The following is a 17146-nucleotide window of genomic DNA, read 5'->3' on the forward strand; positions in this document are numbered from 1 at the left end:
CTCCCGCACCTTCTCCTCCTACGACGACGACCCGCGGCCCCGGGTTGCGGTGATCCGGTGCACGTGACCGGATCCAGCCCTTCCTGACGGGGTGGGGGGTGATGCCCGGCACGCTCTGGTGCTGTCCCCACCCCGAAGCCTCCTGCCTGCCGGAGTGATCGGGTCCCGGCCGGTGCCTAGCGTGCTGTCCCATGACCATCCCCCTCCTGAGCCGATTACTCCGCAGGCGTACCGGCCTCGCGGCCACCGCCGCGGCGACGGCCGTCGTGCTGGTCGCCACCCCCGCGGCAGCCGCCCAAGCGCCACCGCCGGCCCGCGCGTCCCGCCCGTGCGGCACGCACGACGCCCTGCGCCGGTCCCTGCACCACCTGGTCGTGCACGACCGGATCGCCGGTGCCGCGGTCCTCGCCGAGAGCACGGGCCCGGACGCACCCTGCGCCCGCTGGACCGTGACGGACGGAGTGGCCGATCTGCGCTCCGGCCGACCGATGAACACCACCGACCGACTGCGCATCGGCAGCGTCACCAAGACCTTCACCGCGACGGTCGTCCTCCGACTCGCCGCCGAACGGCGCCTGTCCCTGGAGGCGCCTGTCGAGCGGTACCTGCCCGGACTGATCCGGGGACACGGGTACGACGGCCGCCGGATCACCGTCCGCCAACTCCTCCAGCACACCAGCGGGCTGCCCGACTACCTCGACGCGCCCGTCTGGGACCACCCCGAGCGGCTGCGACACCGCCACTTCGCCCCGCGCGAACTCGTCGCCGACGCGCTGCGGTTGCCCCGGCCACGGCAGAGCTGGCACTACGCGACCACCAACTACCTCGTCGCCGGGCTGATCGTGCGCGCGGTCACCGGCCACTCCCCCGAGTCGGAGATCACCCGCCGCGTCATCGCGCCACTCGGGCTGCACGACACGTACTGGCCCGGCGACGACCCCCGCCTCCACGGGCCGCACTCCCACAGCTACTTCACCGCGGACGACGGCCGCCGCACCGACGGCACGAGCTGGAACATGACCTTCGGCGGGGCCGGCGGGGCCCTGGTGTCCACACCCGCCGACATGATCCGGTTCCTCACCGCCCTGCTCGGCGGGCGCCTGCTGCCGGCGGCCCAACTCGCCGACATGCGGCGGACGGTGGCCGCCGATCCCGACCGGCTCTGGCCCGGCGCCCGTTACGGGCTCGGGCTGATCTCCTCGCCCCTGTCCTGCGGCGGTACCTGGTGGGGTCACGCGGGAACCGTGCCCGGCGGCCACCGTGCCCTGGTCGCCGCCGGCCCCGGCGGCCGGAGCGTCGCCGTGGCCCTGAACGGGATCCCGGCGACGCTCCAGGCCGAACAGGACTTCCACGACGTCGTCGACAAGGCCTTCTGCGAGCCGGCCCCCTCCGTAAGGACACCCGCATGACCGCCCCCACCGCGCGCGGCGCCGGTCGCCGCTCACGCCGCCGCACCGCGCGGTGCGCCGCGGCCGCCGCCCTGTGCCTCGCGGGCGCACTCACCCTGGGCAGCGCCCCGTCCGCCACCGCCGCGTCCGCCGGCGATCCCCTCGCCCGCTACGACCACCAGCGCCTCGACTGGAAGAGCTGCCGGCTCGGCCCCGGCGACACCACCGGCGAGGAACTGGAGCAGGCCGGCGCCCAATGCGCCGACGTCACCGTGCCGTTGGACCACGCCCGCCCCGACGGCCGTACGCTCACCGTCGCGATCTCCCGGATCCGGGCCACCGACACCGCCCACCGCATCGGCGCGCTGCTGCTCAACAGCGGCGGCCCGGGCGGACAGACCATCGGTGATCCGCCGTGGGTGCGCGCGGCGATGAAGGACGTCGGCAAGCGCTACGACGTGGTGGGGGTGGACCCGCGCTTCGTCGGCCGGAGCACCCCGCTGGACTGCCACTGGCCCACCGGCAGCATGTTCCGCGGGGCGGGCACCGGCCGCGCCGGCTTCGACCGGATGGTCGCCTTCTCGGCCGGCCTCGCCCGCCGTTGCCGTACCCACGCGGGCGGCCTGATCCCGTATGCCACCACCCGGAACACCGCCCGGGACATGGACGTGATCCGTGCCGCCCTGGGCGAGCGGCGGATCTCCTATCTCGGCTACTCGTACGGCAGTTACCTCGGCCAGGTGTACGCGACGATGTTCCCGGACCGGACCGACCGGGTGGTCCTGGACGGTGTGATAGATCCCGCCCGCTACGGTCCGCGGCTGTTGCTGAGCGCGGAGCAGGCCAACCGCGACGCCCTGGGTGACTGGGCCGCCTGGGCCGCCGCGCACGACGCGGCCTACGGCCTGGGACGTACCCGCAGGGCGGTGCTGGCGACCGTGAACGCGGTCCGGTCGGCCGCCGCCCGCACGCCCCTGCGGCTCGGCGCCCACCGGGTGGACGAGCACGTCCTCCCCGTCCTCGTCTTCAACGGCCTCTCCCAGGACAACCCCACGGCCTACGGGGATCTCGCCCGGGCCGTGCGGGACCTGCGGCGGGCCGCCGACGGCCGGACCGTCACCCCGTCCCCCTGGCTGGCGGATTCGCTGGACTTCCTGCTGACCGGGCACGACTCCACGTACGGCAGCGCCCAGACGTCGATCCTCTGCGGCGACGTGGCCGCTCCGCACGACCCGGAGACGTACTGGCGCGATCTGACGCGTGCCGGGTCGCGCGACCGGATCTTCGCTCCCGTCGCGAACGACATCAACCCGTGCGCGTTCTGGGCGCCGCCCCGCGAGCGCCCCACGACGATCCGCGGCGACCTGCGGGCCCTGCTCGTGAACGCCACCGGTGACCCGCGCACCGTCTACCAGGGTGCCGAAGCGGTCCGCCGCGGCTGGCCCAGCTCCCGCCTGGTCACCCTGCGCGGGGCGGACCAGCACGCGGTGTACGGCGTCTTCGGCAGCCCGTGCGTGGATGCCACGGTGAACGCCTATCTGGGGACCGGCCGCCCACCGGCCGACGACGTCACCTGCCCCAGGCCCGCCGCATGACGTGACGGCGCCGGTGCCCGCGGGATCTGCGGGCCACCCACACCAGCGATGGCTGTCACGTGGCGGTGCGTAGTGGGGCGGTCGTGCCCCTCGCTTCGAGGGACGGGGGCGCGAGGTCGACCTCGGCCGGGCGGTCCGGCTCGTCGATCCGGTCGAGCAGCCGCTGCGCGGCGCGGCGGCCCACGTCGTGGCTGGCGTTGTCCACGGTGGTCAGCCACAGATGGCGCAGGCGCGACAGGTAGGTGTTGTCGTAGCCGACGAGGGAGAGGTCCCGCGGGACCCGCAGGCCGCTCTCCTCGGCGGCCGAGAGCGCGCCGACACAGGTCATGTCGTTGACGGCGAAGACGGCGGTCGGGCGCTGCGGGCGGCTCAGGAGCCGGACGGCGGCCCGGTAGCCGCCCTCCTCGGTGAGGTCGCCCTGTTCCACGACCGCCGTGCCGGCGAGTCCGTGCTCGCGCATGGTCGCCTCGAAGCTGCGCCGGCGCAGTTCGCCGACCGCGCCCTGCCCGGCGATGTGGGCGATGTGCCGGTGCCCGAGGCCTATGAGGTGCTCGGTGGCCAGGCGGGCGCCCTGTTCGTCGTCGTTGGCGACGATGTCCACGCCGGGGAGCACCGGTTCCCGGGCGCCGGCGACGACCGTGGGGATCCGGCCGGCGGCGGTGCGCAGGGCCTCGGGGTCCTGGAGCGTGCCGACGGCGATCAGGCCGTCGACGCGCAGTTCGGTGAAGGTCCGGGTGAGATCCTCGCCGAGCCGCCGGTTGAGGTGGCCGTCGGCCAGCAGGACGTGCATCCCGCTGTCGTACAACCGCCCGTTCAGGCCGTCGAGCAGTTCCACGAACCAGGGGTTGCGCAGGTCGTTGAGCAGCACTCCCACCGTGCGGGTGCGCCGCTCGCTCAGGCTGCGCGCGGCCGCGTTGGGCCGGTACCCGAGCGCTTCGACGGCGGCCAGGACGGCCTCGCGTTTCTCCGGCCGTACCCCCGCCGAGCCGCGCAGCACCAGCGAGACCAGGGACTTCGACACGCCGGCCCGCTCGGCGACGTCACGGATGGTCGGAGTGCTCATGTCTGGACCGTTCCATATCCCGGAGGGCCCTGTAAAGACCCCTTGACACGGGAGAGAGCCAGGACTCAGGGTGTGGCGCAGGTTCTGGAACGGTCCAAAGAAGGGCGCTCATGGTGAACACGCTCGGCGTCGCGGTCGTCGGATTCGGCTGGATGGGACGGGTGCACACGCAGGCGTACGCCCGTGTGCACCACCACTTCCCCCAGCTGTCCCTACGGCCGGAACTGGTCGCCGTCGCCGACGAGGTACCAGGCCGGGCGCAGGAGGCGGCCGGGCTCCACGGCTTCGCCTCCGCCACCCGGGACTGGCGCACGGTGGCCGCCGACCCCCGGGTCCGGGCGGTCAGCATCACCGCCCCCAACTTCCTGCACCGCGAGATCGGTGTCGCGATGGCCGAGGCCGGCAAGCACATCTGGATCGAGAAGCCGGTCGGACTGACCGCCGAGGACGCCCGGGCCGTGGCCGACGCGGCGGCCAAGGCCGGGGTGCAGGGCACGGTCGGCTTCAACTACCGCAACGCGCCTGCCGTCGAGGCCGCCCGCGAGCTGATCGCCGCCGGAGAGATCGGCACGGTCACCCACATCCGCATCCGTCTCTTCAGTGACTACGCCGCCCACCCTCAGGGCGCTCTGACCTGGCGCTACGAGCGCGCGCGTGGCGGCAGCGGGGTGCTCGGCGACCTCGCCTCGCACGGCGTCGACCTGGCCCGCCATCTGCTGGGCGAGATCACCTCGCTCACCGCCGACACCGCGGTCTTCGTCCCGGAGCGGGCCCGCCCGACCGGCGCCACGGCCGGGCACAGCCTCGCCACCGGCGGCGAACTCGGCCCGGTCGAGAACGAGGACTACGTCAACTGCCTGCTCCGCTTCGCCTCCGGCGCCCGGGGCGTCCTCGAAGCCTGCCGGGTCTCGGTCGGCGAGCAGAACAACTACGGCTTCGAGGTGCACGGCAGCAAGGGCGCCGTCTTCTGGGACTTCCGCCGCATGGGCGAGCTGGGCGTCAGCCGCGGCACGAGCTACCAGGACCAGCCGGTGAGCACCGTGTACGTCGGCCCCGGCCACGGCGAGTACGGCGCGTTCCAGCCGGGGGCGGCCACCAGCATGGGCTACGACGATCTGAAGGTGATCGAGGCCCACCGCTTCCTGCGCTCCATCGCCGGGGGCACCCCCGTGGGCGCCACCCTGAACGACGCCGTGGCCAGCGCGGTGACGCTGGACGCGATCGGGCGCTCGGCCCAGCGGCGAGCGTGGGTGGACCTCGTCTGAGCACCATGCGTCCCACCACGCCCTGCACGTGGAGGCGGGCGGAGTCATCACCCCATGACGCTGAAGCTGCTGTCCCGGTTGATCCGGCGCCTGCGGCTGTAGTGCGCGAGGTCCACCGCGAGGCCGGTGCGCGGCAGGGTGAGCTGGACGGGCTCGGTGTCGTGGTCCCGGCCGCTCTCGCAGGCGTCGATGATCGCCGTCAGGAACAGTCCGACCACGGGGGCGTTCTTGAACTGGTTCCCGCTGGTGCCGATCGCGACGTAGTAGCCCGGCAGGGCGGTCTTGTCGTAGATCGGGATCCAGTCGTCGGAGACGTCGTACACACCGGCGACTCCCCGTGGGGTGTGGGGCACCGTGAGGGTGGGGATACGGCGGGCGGCGCGGTGGAACTGGGCGTCGTAGACCGCTCTGGTCGGCTGCGGGGGACAGTCGTCGGGATCGTCGAGCCAGTGCGGCGGTCGCACCGCGGTTCGGTCCCGCCGACGACGAGGCCGCCGCTCGGGGTGGTCCGGACGTAGGTGCCGAGGTCCGGATCGGCGACGAGGAGCCGCCTGCCGCCGCGGCCGTAGCCGTCGGGGGCCCGTACCTCGTGGACCTCCTGGCGCAGCGGCCGGGTGGTGACGGCGAAGTCGTCGCCGACTCCGGCGAGTTGGTTGACGGCGCCGGAGTGCAGTCCGGCCGCGTTGACCACGACGGGGGCCGACAGCCGGGTGCCGTCGGCCAGGCCGACGCCGGTGACCCGGTCGTGCGCCGTGATGCCGGTGACCGTCGTACGGAACCGGAAGGCGGCTCCGTGGCGTACGGCGGCGGCCATCAGGTTGTGGGCGGCGAGTTGCGGGTCGTCCACGAAGCCGCAGTCGGGGGTCCAGCAGCCGCTCAGGTCACCGGTCGGCTCGTCGAAGAAGGCCTCGTCGGTGATCGCCTTGGGCGGGCAGTGGCGGCCGGTGTCCAGCACGGGCAGACGCTCGCGGATGGTCGCGGCGTCCCAGTCCTCGTACGGCACCCCGGCCCGGTCGCACAGTTCGTGCACCGTGGCGCGGTCCTGGCCGGGCGAGTCCAGGAGCAGACCGCCGGTCCTGCTGAACCGGGCCTGGCCCGCCTCGTCGTGGCCGCCGAGGTGTCCGCTCCAGTCCGCCCAGGCGTGCCGGGACTCCCAGGCGCCGGCGACGCCCGTCCAGGTGGGGTAGTTGAAGCGGATGACAGCCGAGGACGCTGGTGGAACCGCTCCCGGCCGCCGGCCCCCGCTCCACGACACGGACACGCCGTCCACCCGCGGCCAGGGCATGGGCGATCGAGCAGCCCATGACGCCGGCGCCGATCACCACCGTGTCGAAACTCCGATCGGACATCGTGTGCCTTTCAGACGGGGAACCGAACGAAGGCAGGTCTGCTCGGCGACCGGCCGGTGAGTGCCGTGACACCGGCGGTCGGCACCGGCGGCCGGGCTCAGTGCAGGGGGTGCGGGGACAGCACCGTGAACCAGAGGAGGGCGATGGTCCCGGCGCCCATCAGCGGTGTCAGTATCTCGGTCTCCAGCTTGTTGCCGCTGCTCTTGATCAGCACGATCTCGTAGCGCGTCCTGAGCGGCCACAGCCATGGCGCGCCCTGCTTGGTGATGGAGTCGCCGAGGAGATGGGCCAGACAGCCGAGGCCGATGGCGTAGGGCAGCCAGAGCGGCGCGGAGGGGATGAACTTGTCGATGGCGGCGGTGCCCAGCGCGGCCAGCGCCACGTTGGTGCCCCAGGCATGGAAGCCGTGTCCGGGCGGGCAGAGATTGAGTGCACGCACCGCCAGCGCCAACAGGAAGAAGCACATGACGAGCGTGAACGGCCGTCCCAGAAAGGCGATTCCGGCCCAGGTGCCCGCGGTCATGAAGGCGATGAAGAACAGGGAGTGGGTGGCATGCCGATGGCCGCCGGAGACGAAGGCGACGAACCGGCACAGCATCTTGGAGACCGGGCCGAGGAAGTTCGCGATCGTGCCGTCGTGGTGGTCCAGGTCCGGCAGCAGCGCGGCGCCCGCGCACAGCACCGTGCCCATGAGGATCTCCTGGGGCGACAGATGCGTGTGCAGCAGCACGGGCGGCAGGTAGGGAGCAGTGCCGGCGAACAGCAGGGCGCCGCTCACGGCGTGCGAATGGCCCATCATGGTGAGGTTGTTCTCCCCCGGTCGGGCGCCGTGACAACGGCGCGTCGATGTCCGAGCGTCAAAGAGGTGCGCGCGGTCGGTGATGTGTGTGCGATCGGTGATGTGTGTGCGATCGGTGATGTGTGTGGCTCAGAGGTTGGTGAGCTGCTCCCCCTCGCGGTCCTCGATGATGTGGTCCACGCACACCGCGAGGATGATCAGCAGCAGCCAGTCCGGTTCGCTCATCACGTCGACCGCGTAGGCGTCGCGGACGGTGAACCAGCGGCGCGAGATGTGTGCCAGGGTCCCGCTGTCGTCCGCGATGTCGAACTCGCGGTCCCAGAGGTTGCCCGCGATCCGCAGCCGGCGCCCGCCGCGCAGGGTCACCTTGTAGCGGTCCCTGAAGATCCGCAGGGTCCGCTTGCTGATGCGGCCCACGGTCTCGCCGTTCTGCTTGATGAGGATCGTGTGGTGGAAGGTGAGTGCCTTCTTGACGATGCGGGCCACCTGCTCGCCCTCGGTGTCGACGAAGTCGAACGTGGTGCGCAACCGCAGCAGTTTGCGGTTGACCTTGAAGAGCTTCTCCCGGTGTTCCGTCTCGACCCAGGCCTCCTCGTGGAAAGCCAGCATGCGGTCGCGTACCAGGTAGCGCATGAGTACCCCGTCCAGATCCCGAGAGAGGAAGAATCACTGTCCGCCGCGATAATAGTTGCGGCGTTGCGCAAGACAGCAACTCCATCCGCACCGCTCACGGGGAGGGCATGAATGACCATCACGCACCGACCGGGCCGAAAGGGCCCCGTCGCCACCGTACTTCTGACGCTGCTGCTCGGCCTCGGCCTGGCGGCGACACCGGCCGCCGCCGCTCCGGCCACCGCTCGGCAGGCCGCGACGGCCGCAACGCCTACGACAGCTGCGGCGGCCACGGGCACTGTACGCACCGGACCCGCGCTTGCGGGCACCGTCTCCACCATCCGCCTAAGGCACACCACTTCCACACATCACGCGGCGGCGACCCTCCGCAGGACGAAGACCAAGAAGAAGAGCTTCCTCAAGAAGCTCGGCATCTTCCTCCTGGTCGTCGTGATCCTCGTGATCCTCTTCGTCGTCCTGGTCATCTGGCTGCTGGTCCACCTCGTCCGCCGGGTCTTCCGGGGGAGGCGCGAGCGCTGAGGAGCCGCGCCGGCGACGGCGCCCTGATCGGGAAAATGCCTCAACCGGCCCCGCACGAGGGCCGGTTGAGGCGTTCCGTTCGCGCGACGCTCATGGCGTCGCGGACCGTTGACGGTTACGGAAGAGTGGCTCCCTCCGCGTTCAGCGCCGCCGGCACCGGCTGGAAGAAGGTCTCACCGCCGGACGTGCAGTCACCGCTGCCGCCCGAGGTCAGCCCGACGGCCGCGTCGGAGTCGAAGAGCGCGCCGCCGCTGTCGCCGGGCTCGGCGCACACGCTGGTGTCGATGAGCCCGGAGACCGAGCCCTCCTGGTAGTTCACGGTCGCGTCGAGCCCGGTGACGGACCCGCTGTGGACCCCCGAGGTGCTGCCGCTGCGCGTGACCGATTCACCCACGTACGCATCGGCGGCGTGGGTGATCTGCTGGCTGCTGCCGTCGTAGAGGTCGACGGCGCTCGCGTGGTCGCTGCTCGCGTCGTCGTACTGCACCAGGGCGTAGTCGGTACCGGGGAACTGCGAGTCGACGGTCTGGCCGACCTCCCCGCCGCCCTGGGAGTCGGACCACGTCTGGGATGCGTTGCCGCAGTGCCCGGCGGTGAGGAAGTAGGGCGCGCCGTTCACGGTCACGTTGAATCCGAGGGAGCAGCGGACACCGCTGCCCCAGATGGCGTCGCCGCCCGCGATGAACGGCTTGAAGGCGGAGGCGGTCCGGCGTACGACGACCTTCTCGCCGAGCGAGTCCACCACGGAGTTCAGCCGGGCACGCTGGGCACCGGTGACGGTCGGGTCGACGGTCACGACCACCTTGTCCTTGCGGGGGTCGATCGCCCAGGCGGTGCCCGCGATCCGGGCGCGCTGGGCCAGCGTGCGCTGTGCTCCACGGAGTTGGGTGGTGGAGTAGCGGACGGTTCTGGGGACGGCGCCGGTCGCGCGGACCTGGGCGGCCGCGGACGGGTCGGTGATGCCGACGACGAACTGGTGGGCCGCGGCGTCGTAGTAGGAACCCGCCGCACGGTCGCCCAGTCGTGCGACGAGTGATGCGGCGGACGCGGCGCGGGCCGCGGCCGGGGTGGCCGCGGCGGCGGGAGCGGCCGTGGCCGAGCCGGCGCCGGGGAGCAGGGCCGCGCCGGCCGTGAGGACGAGGACGCCGGCTGCGGTGAACACGCGGGCGGTGCGGGTGTTTCGGCGTTGCGCCATGTGAGGCCTCCAGTGGGGGTTGCCCCGCCCGATCGACGGGCCGGGGCCGGAGGAACGACAGCCACGGGCACGCTCCGAACCCAAGCGTCGGTCGTGCCCATGCCAAACGCCGACGAGTATGGCGAGGCTCTCCCGTCACAACAAGGAGGGATTCCGGCCTGACCTCCGGCACCACGGACACGCAGGCGCCGTCACCATCCCCGCACTCCAAGCCCCGGCGCGGGCGTCCGAAGTCACGCACGGTCGCCGCCACCGCCCCCGCCGTCCACGCTCGGTTCATCAACGGCTGGCCGGTACGCCATGATCCCGTTCGGAATTCGAACCAGTCGTCCTTTATTTAGACCACTCTTGGCCCACTGATGACCTGACGCGACCACACCCTCGCCTGTCCGCATCCCCACGGCCGTCGCATGCCTACGGCTTCACGCCGTCCCGGTGCTCGACATCCGTCCGCGCACGACGTGTCCAGGGGATCAGCGCCGGGACGCGGGCGCGGTAGGCCTCGTAGGCCGGACCGAACCGGCCGGCCATCAGCCGGTCCTCGGCCCGGACCCGCAGCAGCATCCAGGGCACCGCGACGATGAGGAAGGCGACCCAGACGCCGAAGCCACGGGCCAGCATCCCGCCGACGACGAGGCCGAGCAGGCCGGTGTAGATGGGGTGGCGGACCAGCCCGTAGGGGCCGTCCGTACGGAGTTCGTGATGCTCCCGCACCGTCGGGACGCTGGCCCACATCGTGCCCAGCACCCAGCGGGCCCACAGCAACAGGGCTGTGGACGCGACGGCGAGCGCGGCGCCCAGCAGGGCCAGCCCGGGCTGCCAGTACCGCAGTTGTCTCCAGAGGCCGCCGGTGCGGCCGACCAGGACCGAGAACACGTAGACACCTGCTATGAGGAGGAGCCGGCGGGGCAGCGTGCGCCGCTGTCCCCGCCACCAGCCGCGTACACCGGAGTGGCTCTTCACGCCGAAGTAGACGGCGCCCACGATCCAGGCCGCGTAGAAGATCAGGAAGCAGATGACGATGACCAGCGCGAGCGCCGAGTGAAGCGATCCCATGGCTCAAGGGTGCTCCGCACGGGCTGTCGATCACCACCACCCACGGGTCGATGGAGACGATCCGCCGACCTCCACCCCTGGATGGAGAGCGGCCGCCCTCTGCCCGCGCTCGACCGACGCCAGCATGCTCACGCTAATCTCGGCCCGCGTCCGCCGCCGTTCCTCCATGGAGAGATGAGTACCCGAGATGACAGCGCCCCAGGTGGTCGTCCGTCCGGCGACCTCCGCCGACCTCCAGGCCGTTGCCGACATCTACACGCACTACGTCCGCCACACCGTGGCCACCTTCGAGGAGACCCCGCCGACCGTCGCCCACTGGGAGGAACGGCTCGACGACCTGACCGGCCGGAAGCTGCCCTTCCTCGTCGCCGCGTCGGACGACACCGTCGCGGGCTTCGCCCTCGCCGCTCCGTGGCGCCCGAAACCGGCGTACCGGAGCACGGTCGAGGACACCGTCTACCTCGCACCCCACGCCATCGGCCGAGGGTTGGGCACGGCCCTGCTCGACGCGGTCGTCACCGAGTCCGCCCGGGCGGGGATGCGGCAGATGATCGCCGTCATCGCCGACACCGGCAACGACGCCTCGCGCGCCCTGCACCGCCGCTTCGGCTTCACCGACGCCGGTCGCCTGGTGCGGGTCGGCCACAAGCACGGCCGCTGGATCGACACCTTCCTCATGCAGCGGGAGCTGGCCGCCGAGCACGTCCGCCGGTGATCGCCGTCCGCGGGCGCTTGACCTCAAGCGCTTGAGGTGTGGTCTGCTGACGCCATGACGACCTTCACGATTCATGAGGTATCAACCCATAGCGGGCTCAGTGAGCCCACACTGCGCTATTACGAAGATGTCGGGCTCATCGGACCGATCGACCGCGACGAGAGCAGTGGGCACCGCCGGTACAGCAGCCGGGACCTCGACACGCTGGAGGCACTGTCCTGCCTGCGCGCGGTCGGCGTGAGCATCGAGGACATGCGCACCTACCTGGGCAACCGGGCGCGTGGCCGGGAGGCGGCGGCCGAGCAGCGTGACCTGCTGCTGCGGCACGCCGAACGGATCGAGGCGGAGATCGCGGCCCAGCGGGCGCGGCTGCGCTACCTGCGGGAGAAGGCGGCGATGTGGGACGCCCGCGACCGCGGCGACGCCGCCGCGGAGGCCGAGTCGACACGCCGTGTCGTGGCCGCGGTCGAGAGCCTGGGGGTGCTGCGATGAGCCGGGTCCTGGTCACCGGCGGAGCCGGCTACGTGGGGACGCAGCTGATCACCGCGCTGCTGCGGGCCGGGCGCCCGGTGCGGGCCACGGTGCGTTCGACGGCCCGGGAGTCCGAGCTGCGCGCGGCGGTGCGTCGCGGTGGCGCCGACGACGGCGGTCTGGAGGTCGTCGCTGCGGACCTGATGTCCGACGACGGCTGGCACGCCGCGGTGTCCGGCTGCGAGGAGGTCCATCACGTCGCTTCCCCCATCCCGGCCGTCCAGCCGGAGGATCCGGACGAGCTGATCGTCCCCGCCCGCGACGGCACGCTGCGGGTGTTGCGGGCCGCACGCGACGCGGGCGCCCGGCGCACCGTGCTGACCTCGTCGTTCGCCGCGGTGGGCTACACGCCGAAGGCCGGCGCCGAGTTCACCGAGGCGGACTGGACCGATCCCGACACCCCCGGGCTCGCGCCGTACCCCCGGTCCAAGGCGATCGCCGAGCGGGCCGCGTGGGACCTGATGGAACGGGAGGGCGGCGACACCGAACTCGTCGTCGTCAACCCGACGTTCATCCTCGGTCCCGCCCTCACCACGGAGCCGCGCTCGTCGACGCAGTTGGTCAAGGCGATGCTCGACGGCACGATGAGCGTCGCACCCCGCCAGCGGTTCGGCATCGTGGACGTCCGCGACCTGGCCGACCTGCACATCCGCGCGATGGCCGCTCCCGAGGCCGCGGGCAAGCGGTTCCTGGCCGTCGCGGACGGCCCGGCGCTGAGCTTCCTGGAGATCGCCGAGATCCTGCGCCGACGGCTCGGTCCGCTCGCCGCGCGCGTACCCACGCAGGAGGCACCGGGCGACGAGCCGCCACGGCCGGTCATCCACAACGACCGCGCCCGCGAGGAGCTCGGCTGGCGCCCCCGCCCCGTCGAGACCACCGTCGTGCAGACGGCCGAGAGCCTGCGCGGCCCGGGTGTGCCGGAAACGGGACGGTGACCCAGCCCCGCAGGTCGAAGGCCTCGGCGATCTCGTCGCGCCCGGCCCCGGCCGCCAGCAGCAGCCGGAGCAGCACCCGGGCCTTGTACGGGTCGAGGAAGCCGCCGTCGATCAGCCCGCGCCGGCACAGGTCGGTCTCCGAGCCGGGAGCCTCGTAGGTGTGCCGCAGCACCGAACCGCTCCCGGTGCGCGAGGTCAGGACGACCGGCAGGTGTGCGGCGAGCGCGCCGAGCCGTGGTGCCAGCACGTCCGGCACGTGACCGACGCCGAAACCGGCGACCACCAGGCCCCGATGTGTCGCTTCGAGCCCGTCGAGCCGCGCGCCGTCGTCGTCCAGGGTGACCACGTGCAGGGCGACGCGGGCGGTCTCCAGCCGCTTCCGGTCGACGTCGACCGGAAGCGGCGGGTGCCGGGGCTGGGCGAGGAGCATCCGCACCCGGCCCTCGACGACATGGCCGAGCGGGCCGGCGCTCGGTGAGGCGAAGCTCGCGGGGTTCGTACTGTGTGTCTTGCGCACCCAACGCGCCGCGTGCACCTCGTCGTTGAGGACGACCAGCGCACCCGCGCCGCGCGCCTCGCGGGCCGCGGCGACGCGTACGGCGGCAAGTACGTTGGCGGGGCCGTCCGCTCCGGCCATGACCGGCTGCCGCATCGCGCCGGTCAGTACGAACGGCGCGTCGTGCGGCCACACCAGGTCGGCCAGGAAGGCCGTCTCCTCCAGGGTGTCCGTGCCCTGGGTGACGACCACGCCGTCCGCGCCCTCGGCCACGGCCCGTGAGGCGACGGCGACGACGTCGAGGACCTGCGCGAAGGTGAGGTTTCCGCTGGGTACGGCGTGTACGTCCCGAACCTCCAGCGGGACTCCCAGCTCCGCCAGGCCCGGTACGGCGGCGGTGATCTCGGCGCCGCTCAGCCGTGTCCCCCGAGCCTGGCCCGGCACCGAGATCGTGCCCCCGAGTGCCAGCAGTACGACGCTCAACACCCGCTCCTTCTCTTGGAGTTCCGCCCTCGGTGATCCACCGGCCGTGGCCCGACCGTTCCCCAACCTACCGGTGGGCACACATCGGGCGCACGGACAGTGCGTCAGATCCCGTTTCTGCAAGCCCATTGACCCTGGTCGTCCACATCCATAGCCTCCATCCTCATACATGGACGGCTTCCTCGGCGGTACGAGGACATGGTTCATGCAGGCGACCGCGGTTCAAAGGGGAACTGGCCCATGCCACTTGTTGTCGTTGCCGTCGGCGTACTGATCCTGCTCTTCCTGATGACGAAGCTCAGACTCAACGGCTTCGCCGCCCTGCTGCTCGTGGCGGTGGGCGTGGGCCTGGTCCGGGGCATCCCGCTGGAGAAGATCCCCGATGTGCTCTCCGAGGGCATCGGCGGGCAGATCGGCGACACCATGCTCACCATCGGGCTCGGCGCCATGGTCGGGCGGGTGCTGGGCGACTCCGGCGCCGCCCAGCGGATCGCCGCCAGACTGCTCGACCTGTGCGGACCGCGCTGGGTCCAGGTCGCCATGATCCTGTCGGCCATGCTGATCGGCATCACCATGTTCTACGAGGTCGCCTTCGTCATCATCGTGCCGGTCGCCTTCACTCTCGTACGGGTCACGCGGGCGAACCTGCTGTGGGTCGGGCTGCCGATGTCGATCGCCCTGTCCACCATGCACAGCTTCCTGCCGCCGCACCCCGGCCCGACCTCGGTGGCCGCGACGTTCCACGCCTCGGTCGGACTGACGCTGTTCTACGGCCTGTTCATCGCCGTGCCGGCCGGTGCGCTGGTCGCCCTGGTGTGGCCGCGCCTGCCGTTCGTCCGGAGGATGAACCCCTCCATACCCACCGGCCTGGTCAGTGACCGCGTCTTCACCGAGGAGGAGATGCCGGGCATGGGCTGGTCGCTGTCGGTGGCCCTGCTGCCCGTGGTCCTCATCGCCGGAGCCGCCGTGACCGGACTGGCCGGCTCCGGTTCGGGGCCGGTGCTGCACTTCGTCGCGTTCATCGGATCGGCGCCCATCGCCCTGCTGCTCACCCTGGCGGTCGCGATGTGGGCGTTCGGCCCGCGGATCGGCCGCAGCCTGGACGAGGTCAGCGCGTCGTGCCGGTCGGCCGCCCAGGCGATGGCGATGATCCTGCTCGTGATCGGCGCGGGCGGCGCGTTCAAGCAGGTTCTCGTGGAAGGCGGGATCTCGGACTACATCAAGAACGCCACCGGCAGCTGGTCCCTGTCGCCGATCATCCTCGCCTGGCTCATCGCGGCCATCCTCCGCGTGGCCCTCGGCTCGGCCACCGTCGCCGTCGTCACCGCCTCGGGCGTGGCGCTGCCGCTGCTTGCCGGCAGCGGAGTCCGCCCCGAGATCATGGTGCTCGCCATCTCCTGCGGCTCGATCGCCTTCTCGCACGTCAACGACCCCGGCTTCTGGATGTTCAAGGAGTACTTCAACCTGTCCGTCATCGACGCGATCAAGGCCCGCACCACCTACACGACCGTGCTCTCGGTGCTCGGCCTCGGCGGGGTCCTGGCCATGGAGTCGATCCTGGACACCCTCGGCGTGTGACCCCACGGACCGTGCCCGGCGGACGCCGTACCGGCGAGGCGTCCGCGGCCTTCAGCAGCCGTACCGGTCAGGCCCGTTGCGCGTGGCCGGCCCCCGCGGTGTTCACCCGCTGGTCCGTGCTGCCACCCCGGCCGGCCGTCCAGAAGCCGTTCCTGGGAAACACGCGCACGGACCCCAGGTGGGCCACGTACACGGCGAGGGGCCCTTGGTGCGTGGCCACCGTGGTACGAAACGCCCGGTTGCAGGCCGTCGTGACGTCGACCGACCCGGCGAACCCGGAGCGCACCATCGGCCTGACCGCCCCGGGCCGGACCGGCCGGATCCCGGACATCGCCGACGCGGTCGCGTTCCTGGCCTCCGACGCCGCTCGCCGGTATCCGCGCGGATCAGCGCGCCGCACGCAGCTCGGCGTACAGCTGCGGCCCCGTCCAGGTGCGCGGTGCGGACTCCGCCTCGTGCACCAGGGCCCTGAGCCGCGCGTTCGCGGGGGCGCTCAGTCCGTGGGCGGCGGCGAGGGCGACGATCTCGCCCTGCAAGGAGTCGATCTCCGTGCGCCGGCCGCGCTGGAGGTCCTCCCACATCGAGGAACGGGCGTGGGCGTCGATCCGGAGGGACGCCGCCGCGACCCTGCGGAAGAGGGCGTCGGGCAGTCCCAGCACGTACGGGGTGACGGCGGGCGCGGTGGGGCCGAGGCGGGCCGGAGCGACCCCGGCGGCGCGGTACGCGGCAAGGGCCTCGCGCTGGCACAGGGCGAGGCAGCGGCGGTACGCGCGTTGGCCGAGCTGGTCGCGCAGCGGCAGCCCGGACAGGGCGTTGATCGCGTTGTTGAGGTTCAACAGCAGCTTGGCGTGCTGCACTTCGGACATGTCGGTGCGGGCCTCGATCGCGAGGCCGGCCTCGCGGAAGGCGCCGAAGAGCGTGTCGTCGGGCTCGGTCATGAGGCGGCCCGGCATGCCCTGGTGCACGGTGCCCGGCTCGGACTGCACCACGTTGTACGGCACCATCCCGGCCAGCACGGTGTGGCCGGGGAGCGCGGCGCGCAGGGTGGCGGGGTTGTGCAGCCCGTTCTGGAAGCTGACCACGACGGCGCCCGGGGCGAGATGGGGGGCGAGGTCCTCGGCGGCGGCCTCGGTACTGGCGGTCTTCACCGTGACCAGCACGTAGTCGGCGTCGGCTGCGGCCTCGGGGCCGGTGGCCAACACCAGCCGGTCCGGCGGGAGGTGGACGGGCGGCCGTACGGAGGTGCTCAGGGTGAGGCCGCGCTCGCGCAGCACATCCATGGCGCCGGGCCGGCCCACGAGTGCCACGTCGTGCCCGGCGGCGACGAGGTGACCGCCGAGGTGACAGCCGATGCTGCCGGCACCGAGGACGGCGAAGCGGGGCTTGGACATGGGGGCGACTCCTGCGCATGAGCGGGGGGCTGGCAGGGGCCAGCATGGCCCATGCGCAGGTCGGCTGACCAGCAAGGCCCGCACCTGGGCGCCTCGACCATGTGGCCTGGCAGTTCGCCGAGGTGCGGCCTGCTCGCCGACCCGTGGGTGGGCGG

The 17146-nt window shown here is 72.2% G+C and carries 16 protein-coding genes and 2 pseudogenes; 8 read left to right on the top strand and 10 right to left on the bottom strand.

Annotated elements, in window-relative coordinates:
- The first annotated feature begins 191 nt into the window (after positions 1–191).
- The gene (locus AC4OXY_RS07380) at positions 192–1409 is read left to right on the top strand and encodes a serine hydrolase domain-containing protein (protein ID WP_491993491.1); all 1218 of its coding nucleotides are present in this window, start codon (positions 192–194) and stop codon (positions 1407–1409) included.
- On the top strand, positions 1406–2983 hold the full coding sequence (locus AC4OXY_RS07385; protein WP_491993492.1) for an alpha/beta hydrolase: 1578 nt from the start codon (positions 1406–1408) through the stop codon (positions 2981–2983). Before AC4OXY_RS07380 ends, AC4OXY_RS07385 begins: the two co-directional genes overlap by 4 nt.
- Positions 2984–3038: 55 nt before the next feature.
- On the opposite strand, the gene AC4OXY_RS07390 is transcribed toward AC4OXY_RS07385, so the two are convergent.
- Positions 3039–4046, bottom strand: a complete 1008-nt coding sequence (locus AC4OXY_RS07390; protein WP_376288243.1) for a LacI family DNA-binding transcriptional regulator — start codon at positions 4044–4046, stop codon at positions 3039–3041.
- Positions 4047–4156: 110 nt separating this feature from the next.
- Between AC4OXY_RS07390 and AC4OXY_RS07395 the strand changes: the two genes are divergently transcribed.
- On the top strand, positions 4157–5311 hold the full coding sequence (locus AC4OXY_RS07395) for a Gfo/Idh/MocA family protein (protein ID WP_491993493.1): 1155 nt from the start codon (positions 4157–4159) through the stop codon (positions 5309–5311).
- 47 nt (positions 5312–5358) lie between these two features.
- Here the strand turns inward: AC4OXY_RS07395 and AC4OXY_RS07400 are convergent, their stop codons facing one another.
- The 5 genes and pseudogenes from AC4OXY_RS07400 to AC4OXY_RS07420 all read right to left on the bottom strand — a co-directional run bounded on the left by AC4OXY_RS07400 (position 5359) and on the right by AC4OXY_RS07420 (position 8092).
- Positions 5359–5529 (bottom strand): hypothetical protein, encoded by a 171-nt coding sequence (locus AC4OXY_RS07400; RefSeq protein ID WP_376288241.1) that lies wholly within the window; start codon positions 5527–5529, stop codon positions 5359–5361.
- A gap of 39 nt (positions 5530–5568) precedes the next feature.
- Positions 5569–6596, bottom strand: a pseudogene (locus AC4OXY_RS07405) (NAD(P)/FAD-dependent oxidoreductase); the annotation flags it as partial.
- Positions 6580–6660 (bottom strand): annotated as a pseudogene (locus tag AC4OXY_RS07410) (hypothetical protein); the annotation flags it as partial. The pseudogenes AC4OXY_RS07405 and AC4OXY_RS07410, both read right to left, overlap by 17 nt.
- 97 nt (positions 6661–6757) lie before the next feature.
- Positions 6758–7459, bottom strand: coding sequence for a metal-dependent hydrolase (locus tag AC4OXY_RS07415; RefSeq protein WP_356033199.1), 702 nt, complete (start codon positions 7457–7459; stop codon positions 6758–6760).
- Positions 7460–7588: 129 nt separating this feature from the next.
- Positions 7589–8092 carry an LURP-one-related/scramblase family protein gene (locus AC4OXY_RS07420; protein ID WP_356033201.1) on the bottom strand — a complete coding sequence of 168 codons (504 nt, stop codon included), beginning with the start codon at positions 8090–8092 and terminating at the stop codon, positions 7589–7591.
- Positions 8093–8203: 111 nt separating this feature from the next.
- Between AC4OXY_RS07420 and AC4OXY_RS07425 the strand changes: the two genes are divergently transcribed.
- On the top strand, positions 8204–8611 hold the full coding sequence (locus AC4OXY_RS07425; protein WP_356033203.1) for a hypothetical protein: 408 nt from the start codon (positions 8204–8206) through the stop codon (positions 8609–8611).
- A 115-nt stretch (positions 8612–8726) separates the two neighbouring features.
- Here the strand turns inward: AC4OXY_RS07425 and AC4OXY_RS07430 are convergent, their stop codons facing one another.
- Together AC4OXY_RS07430 and AC4OXY_RS07435 are read right to left on the bottom strand one after the other, a co-directional pair.
- Positions 8727–9806: a S1 family peptidase gene (locus tag AC4OXY_RS07430; RefSeq protein WP_491993494.1), complete on the bottom strand. Its 1080-nt coding sequence runs from the start codon at positions 9804–9806 to the stop codon at positions 8727–8729.
- Positions 9807–10220: 414 nt separating this feature from the next.
- The gene (locus tag AC4OXY_RS07435) at positions 10221–10862 is read right to left on the bottom strand and encodes a methyltransferase family protein (protein WP_491993495.1); all 642 of its coding nucleotides are present in this window, start codon (positions 10860–10862) and stop codon (positions 10221–10223) included.
- Between the two features lie 187 nt (positions 10863–11049).
- On the opposite strand from AC4OXY_RS07435, the gene AC4OXY_RS07440 reads away from it, so the two are divergent.
- The 3 genes from AC4OXY_RS07440 to AC4OXY_RS07450 are packed head-to-tail and all read left to right on the top strand — an operon-like array spanning position 11050 to position 13043.
- Complete coding sequence (locus AC4OXY_RS07440; RefSeq protein ID WP_491993496.1) at positions 11050–11577, top strand: GNAT family N-acetyltransferase; 528 nt, start codon at positions 11050–11052, stop codon at positions 11575–11577.
- A 54-nt stretch (positions 11578–11631) separates the two neighbouring features.
- Entirely contained in the window at positions 11632–12069 is a 438-nt protein-coding gene (locus AC4OXY_RS07445; RefSeq protein ID WP_356033213.1) for a MerR family transcriptional regulator, read from the top strand.
- A complete protein-coding gene (locus AC4OXY_RS07450) occupies positions 12066–13043 on the top strand; it encodes an NAD-dependent epimerase/dehydratase family protein (protein ID WP_491993497.1) in 978 nt (325 codons plus the stop codon). The genes AC4OXY_RS07445 and AC4OXY_RS07450 overlap by 4 nt, the downstream gene beginning before the upstream one ends.
- Here the strand turns inward: AC4OXY_RS07450 and AC4OXY_RS07455 are convergent.
- Complete coding sequence (locus AC4OXY_RS07455) at positions 12925–14022, bottom strand: asparaginase (protein WP_491993498.1); 1098 nt, start codon at positions 14020–14022, stop codon at positions 12925–12927. The genes AC4OXY_RS07450 and AC4OXY_RS07455 overlap by 119 nt on opposite strands.
- 198 nt (positions 14023–14220) lie before the next feature.
- Here AC4OXY_RS07455 and AC4OXY_RS07460 point away from each other — a divergent pair, with 198 nt between their 5' ends.
- Positions 14221–15600, top strand: a complete 1380-nt coding sequence (locus AC4OXY_RS07460; RefSeq protein WP_491993499.1) for a gluconate:H+ symporter — start codon at positions 14221–14223, stop codon at positions 15598–15600.
- 386 nt (positions 15601–15986) lie between these two features.
- Here AC4OXY_RS07460 and AC4OXY_RS07465 read toward each other — a convergent pair whose 3' ends face one another.
- Positions 15987–16991 carry a 2-dehydropantoate 2-reductase gene (locus AC4OXY_RS07465; RefSeq protein WP_491993500.1) on the bottom strand — a complete coding sequence of 335 codons (1005 nt, stop codon included), beginning with the start codon at positions 16989–16991 and terminating at the stop codon, positions 15987–15989.
- Positions 16992–17146: the final 155 nt, after the last annotated feature.

The sequence above is a fragment of the Streptomyces sp. HUAS MG56 genome (genome assembly GCF_058673395.1).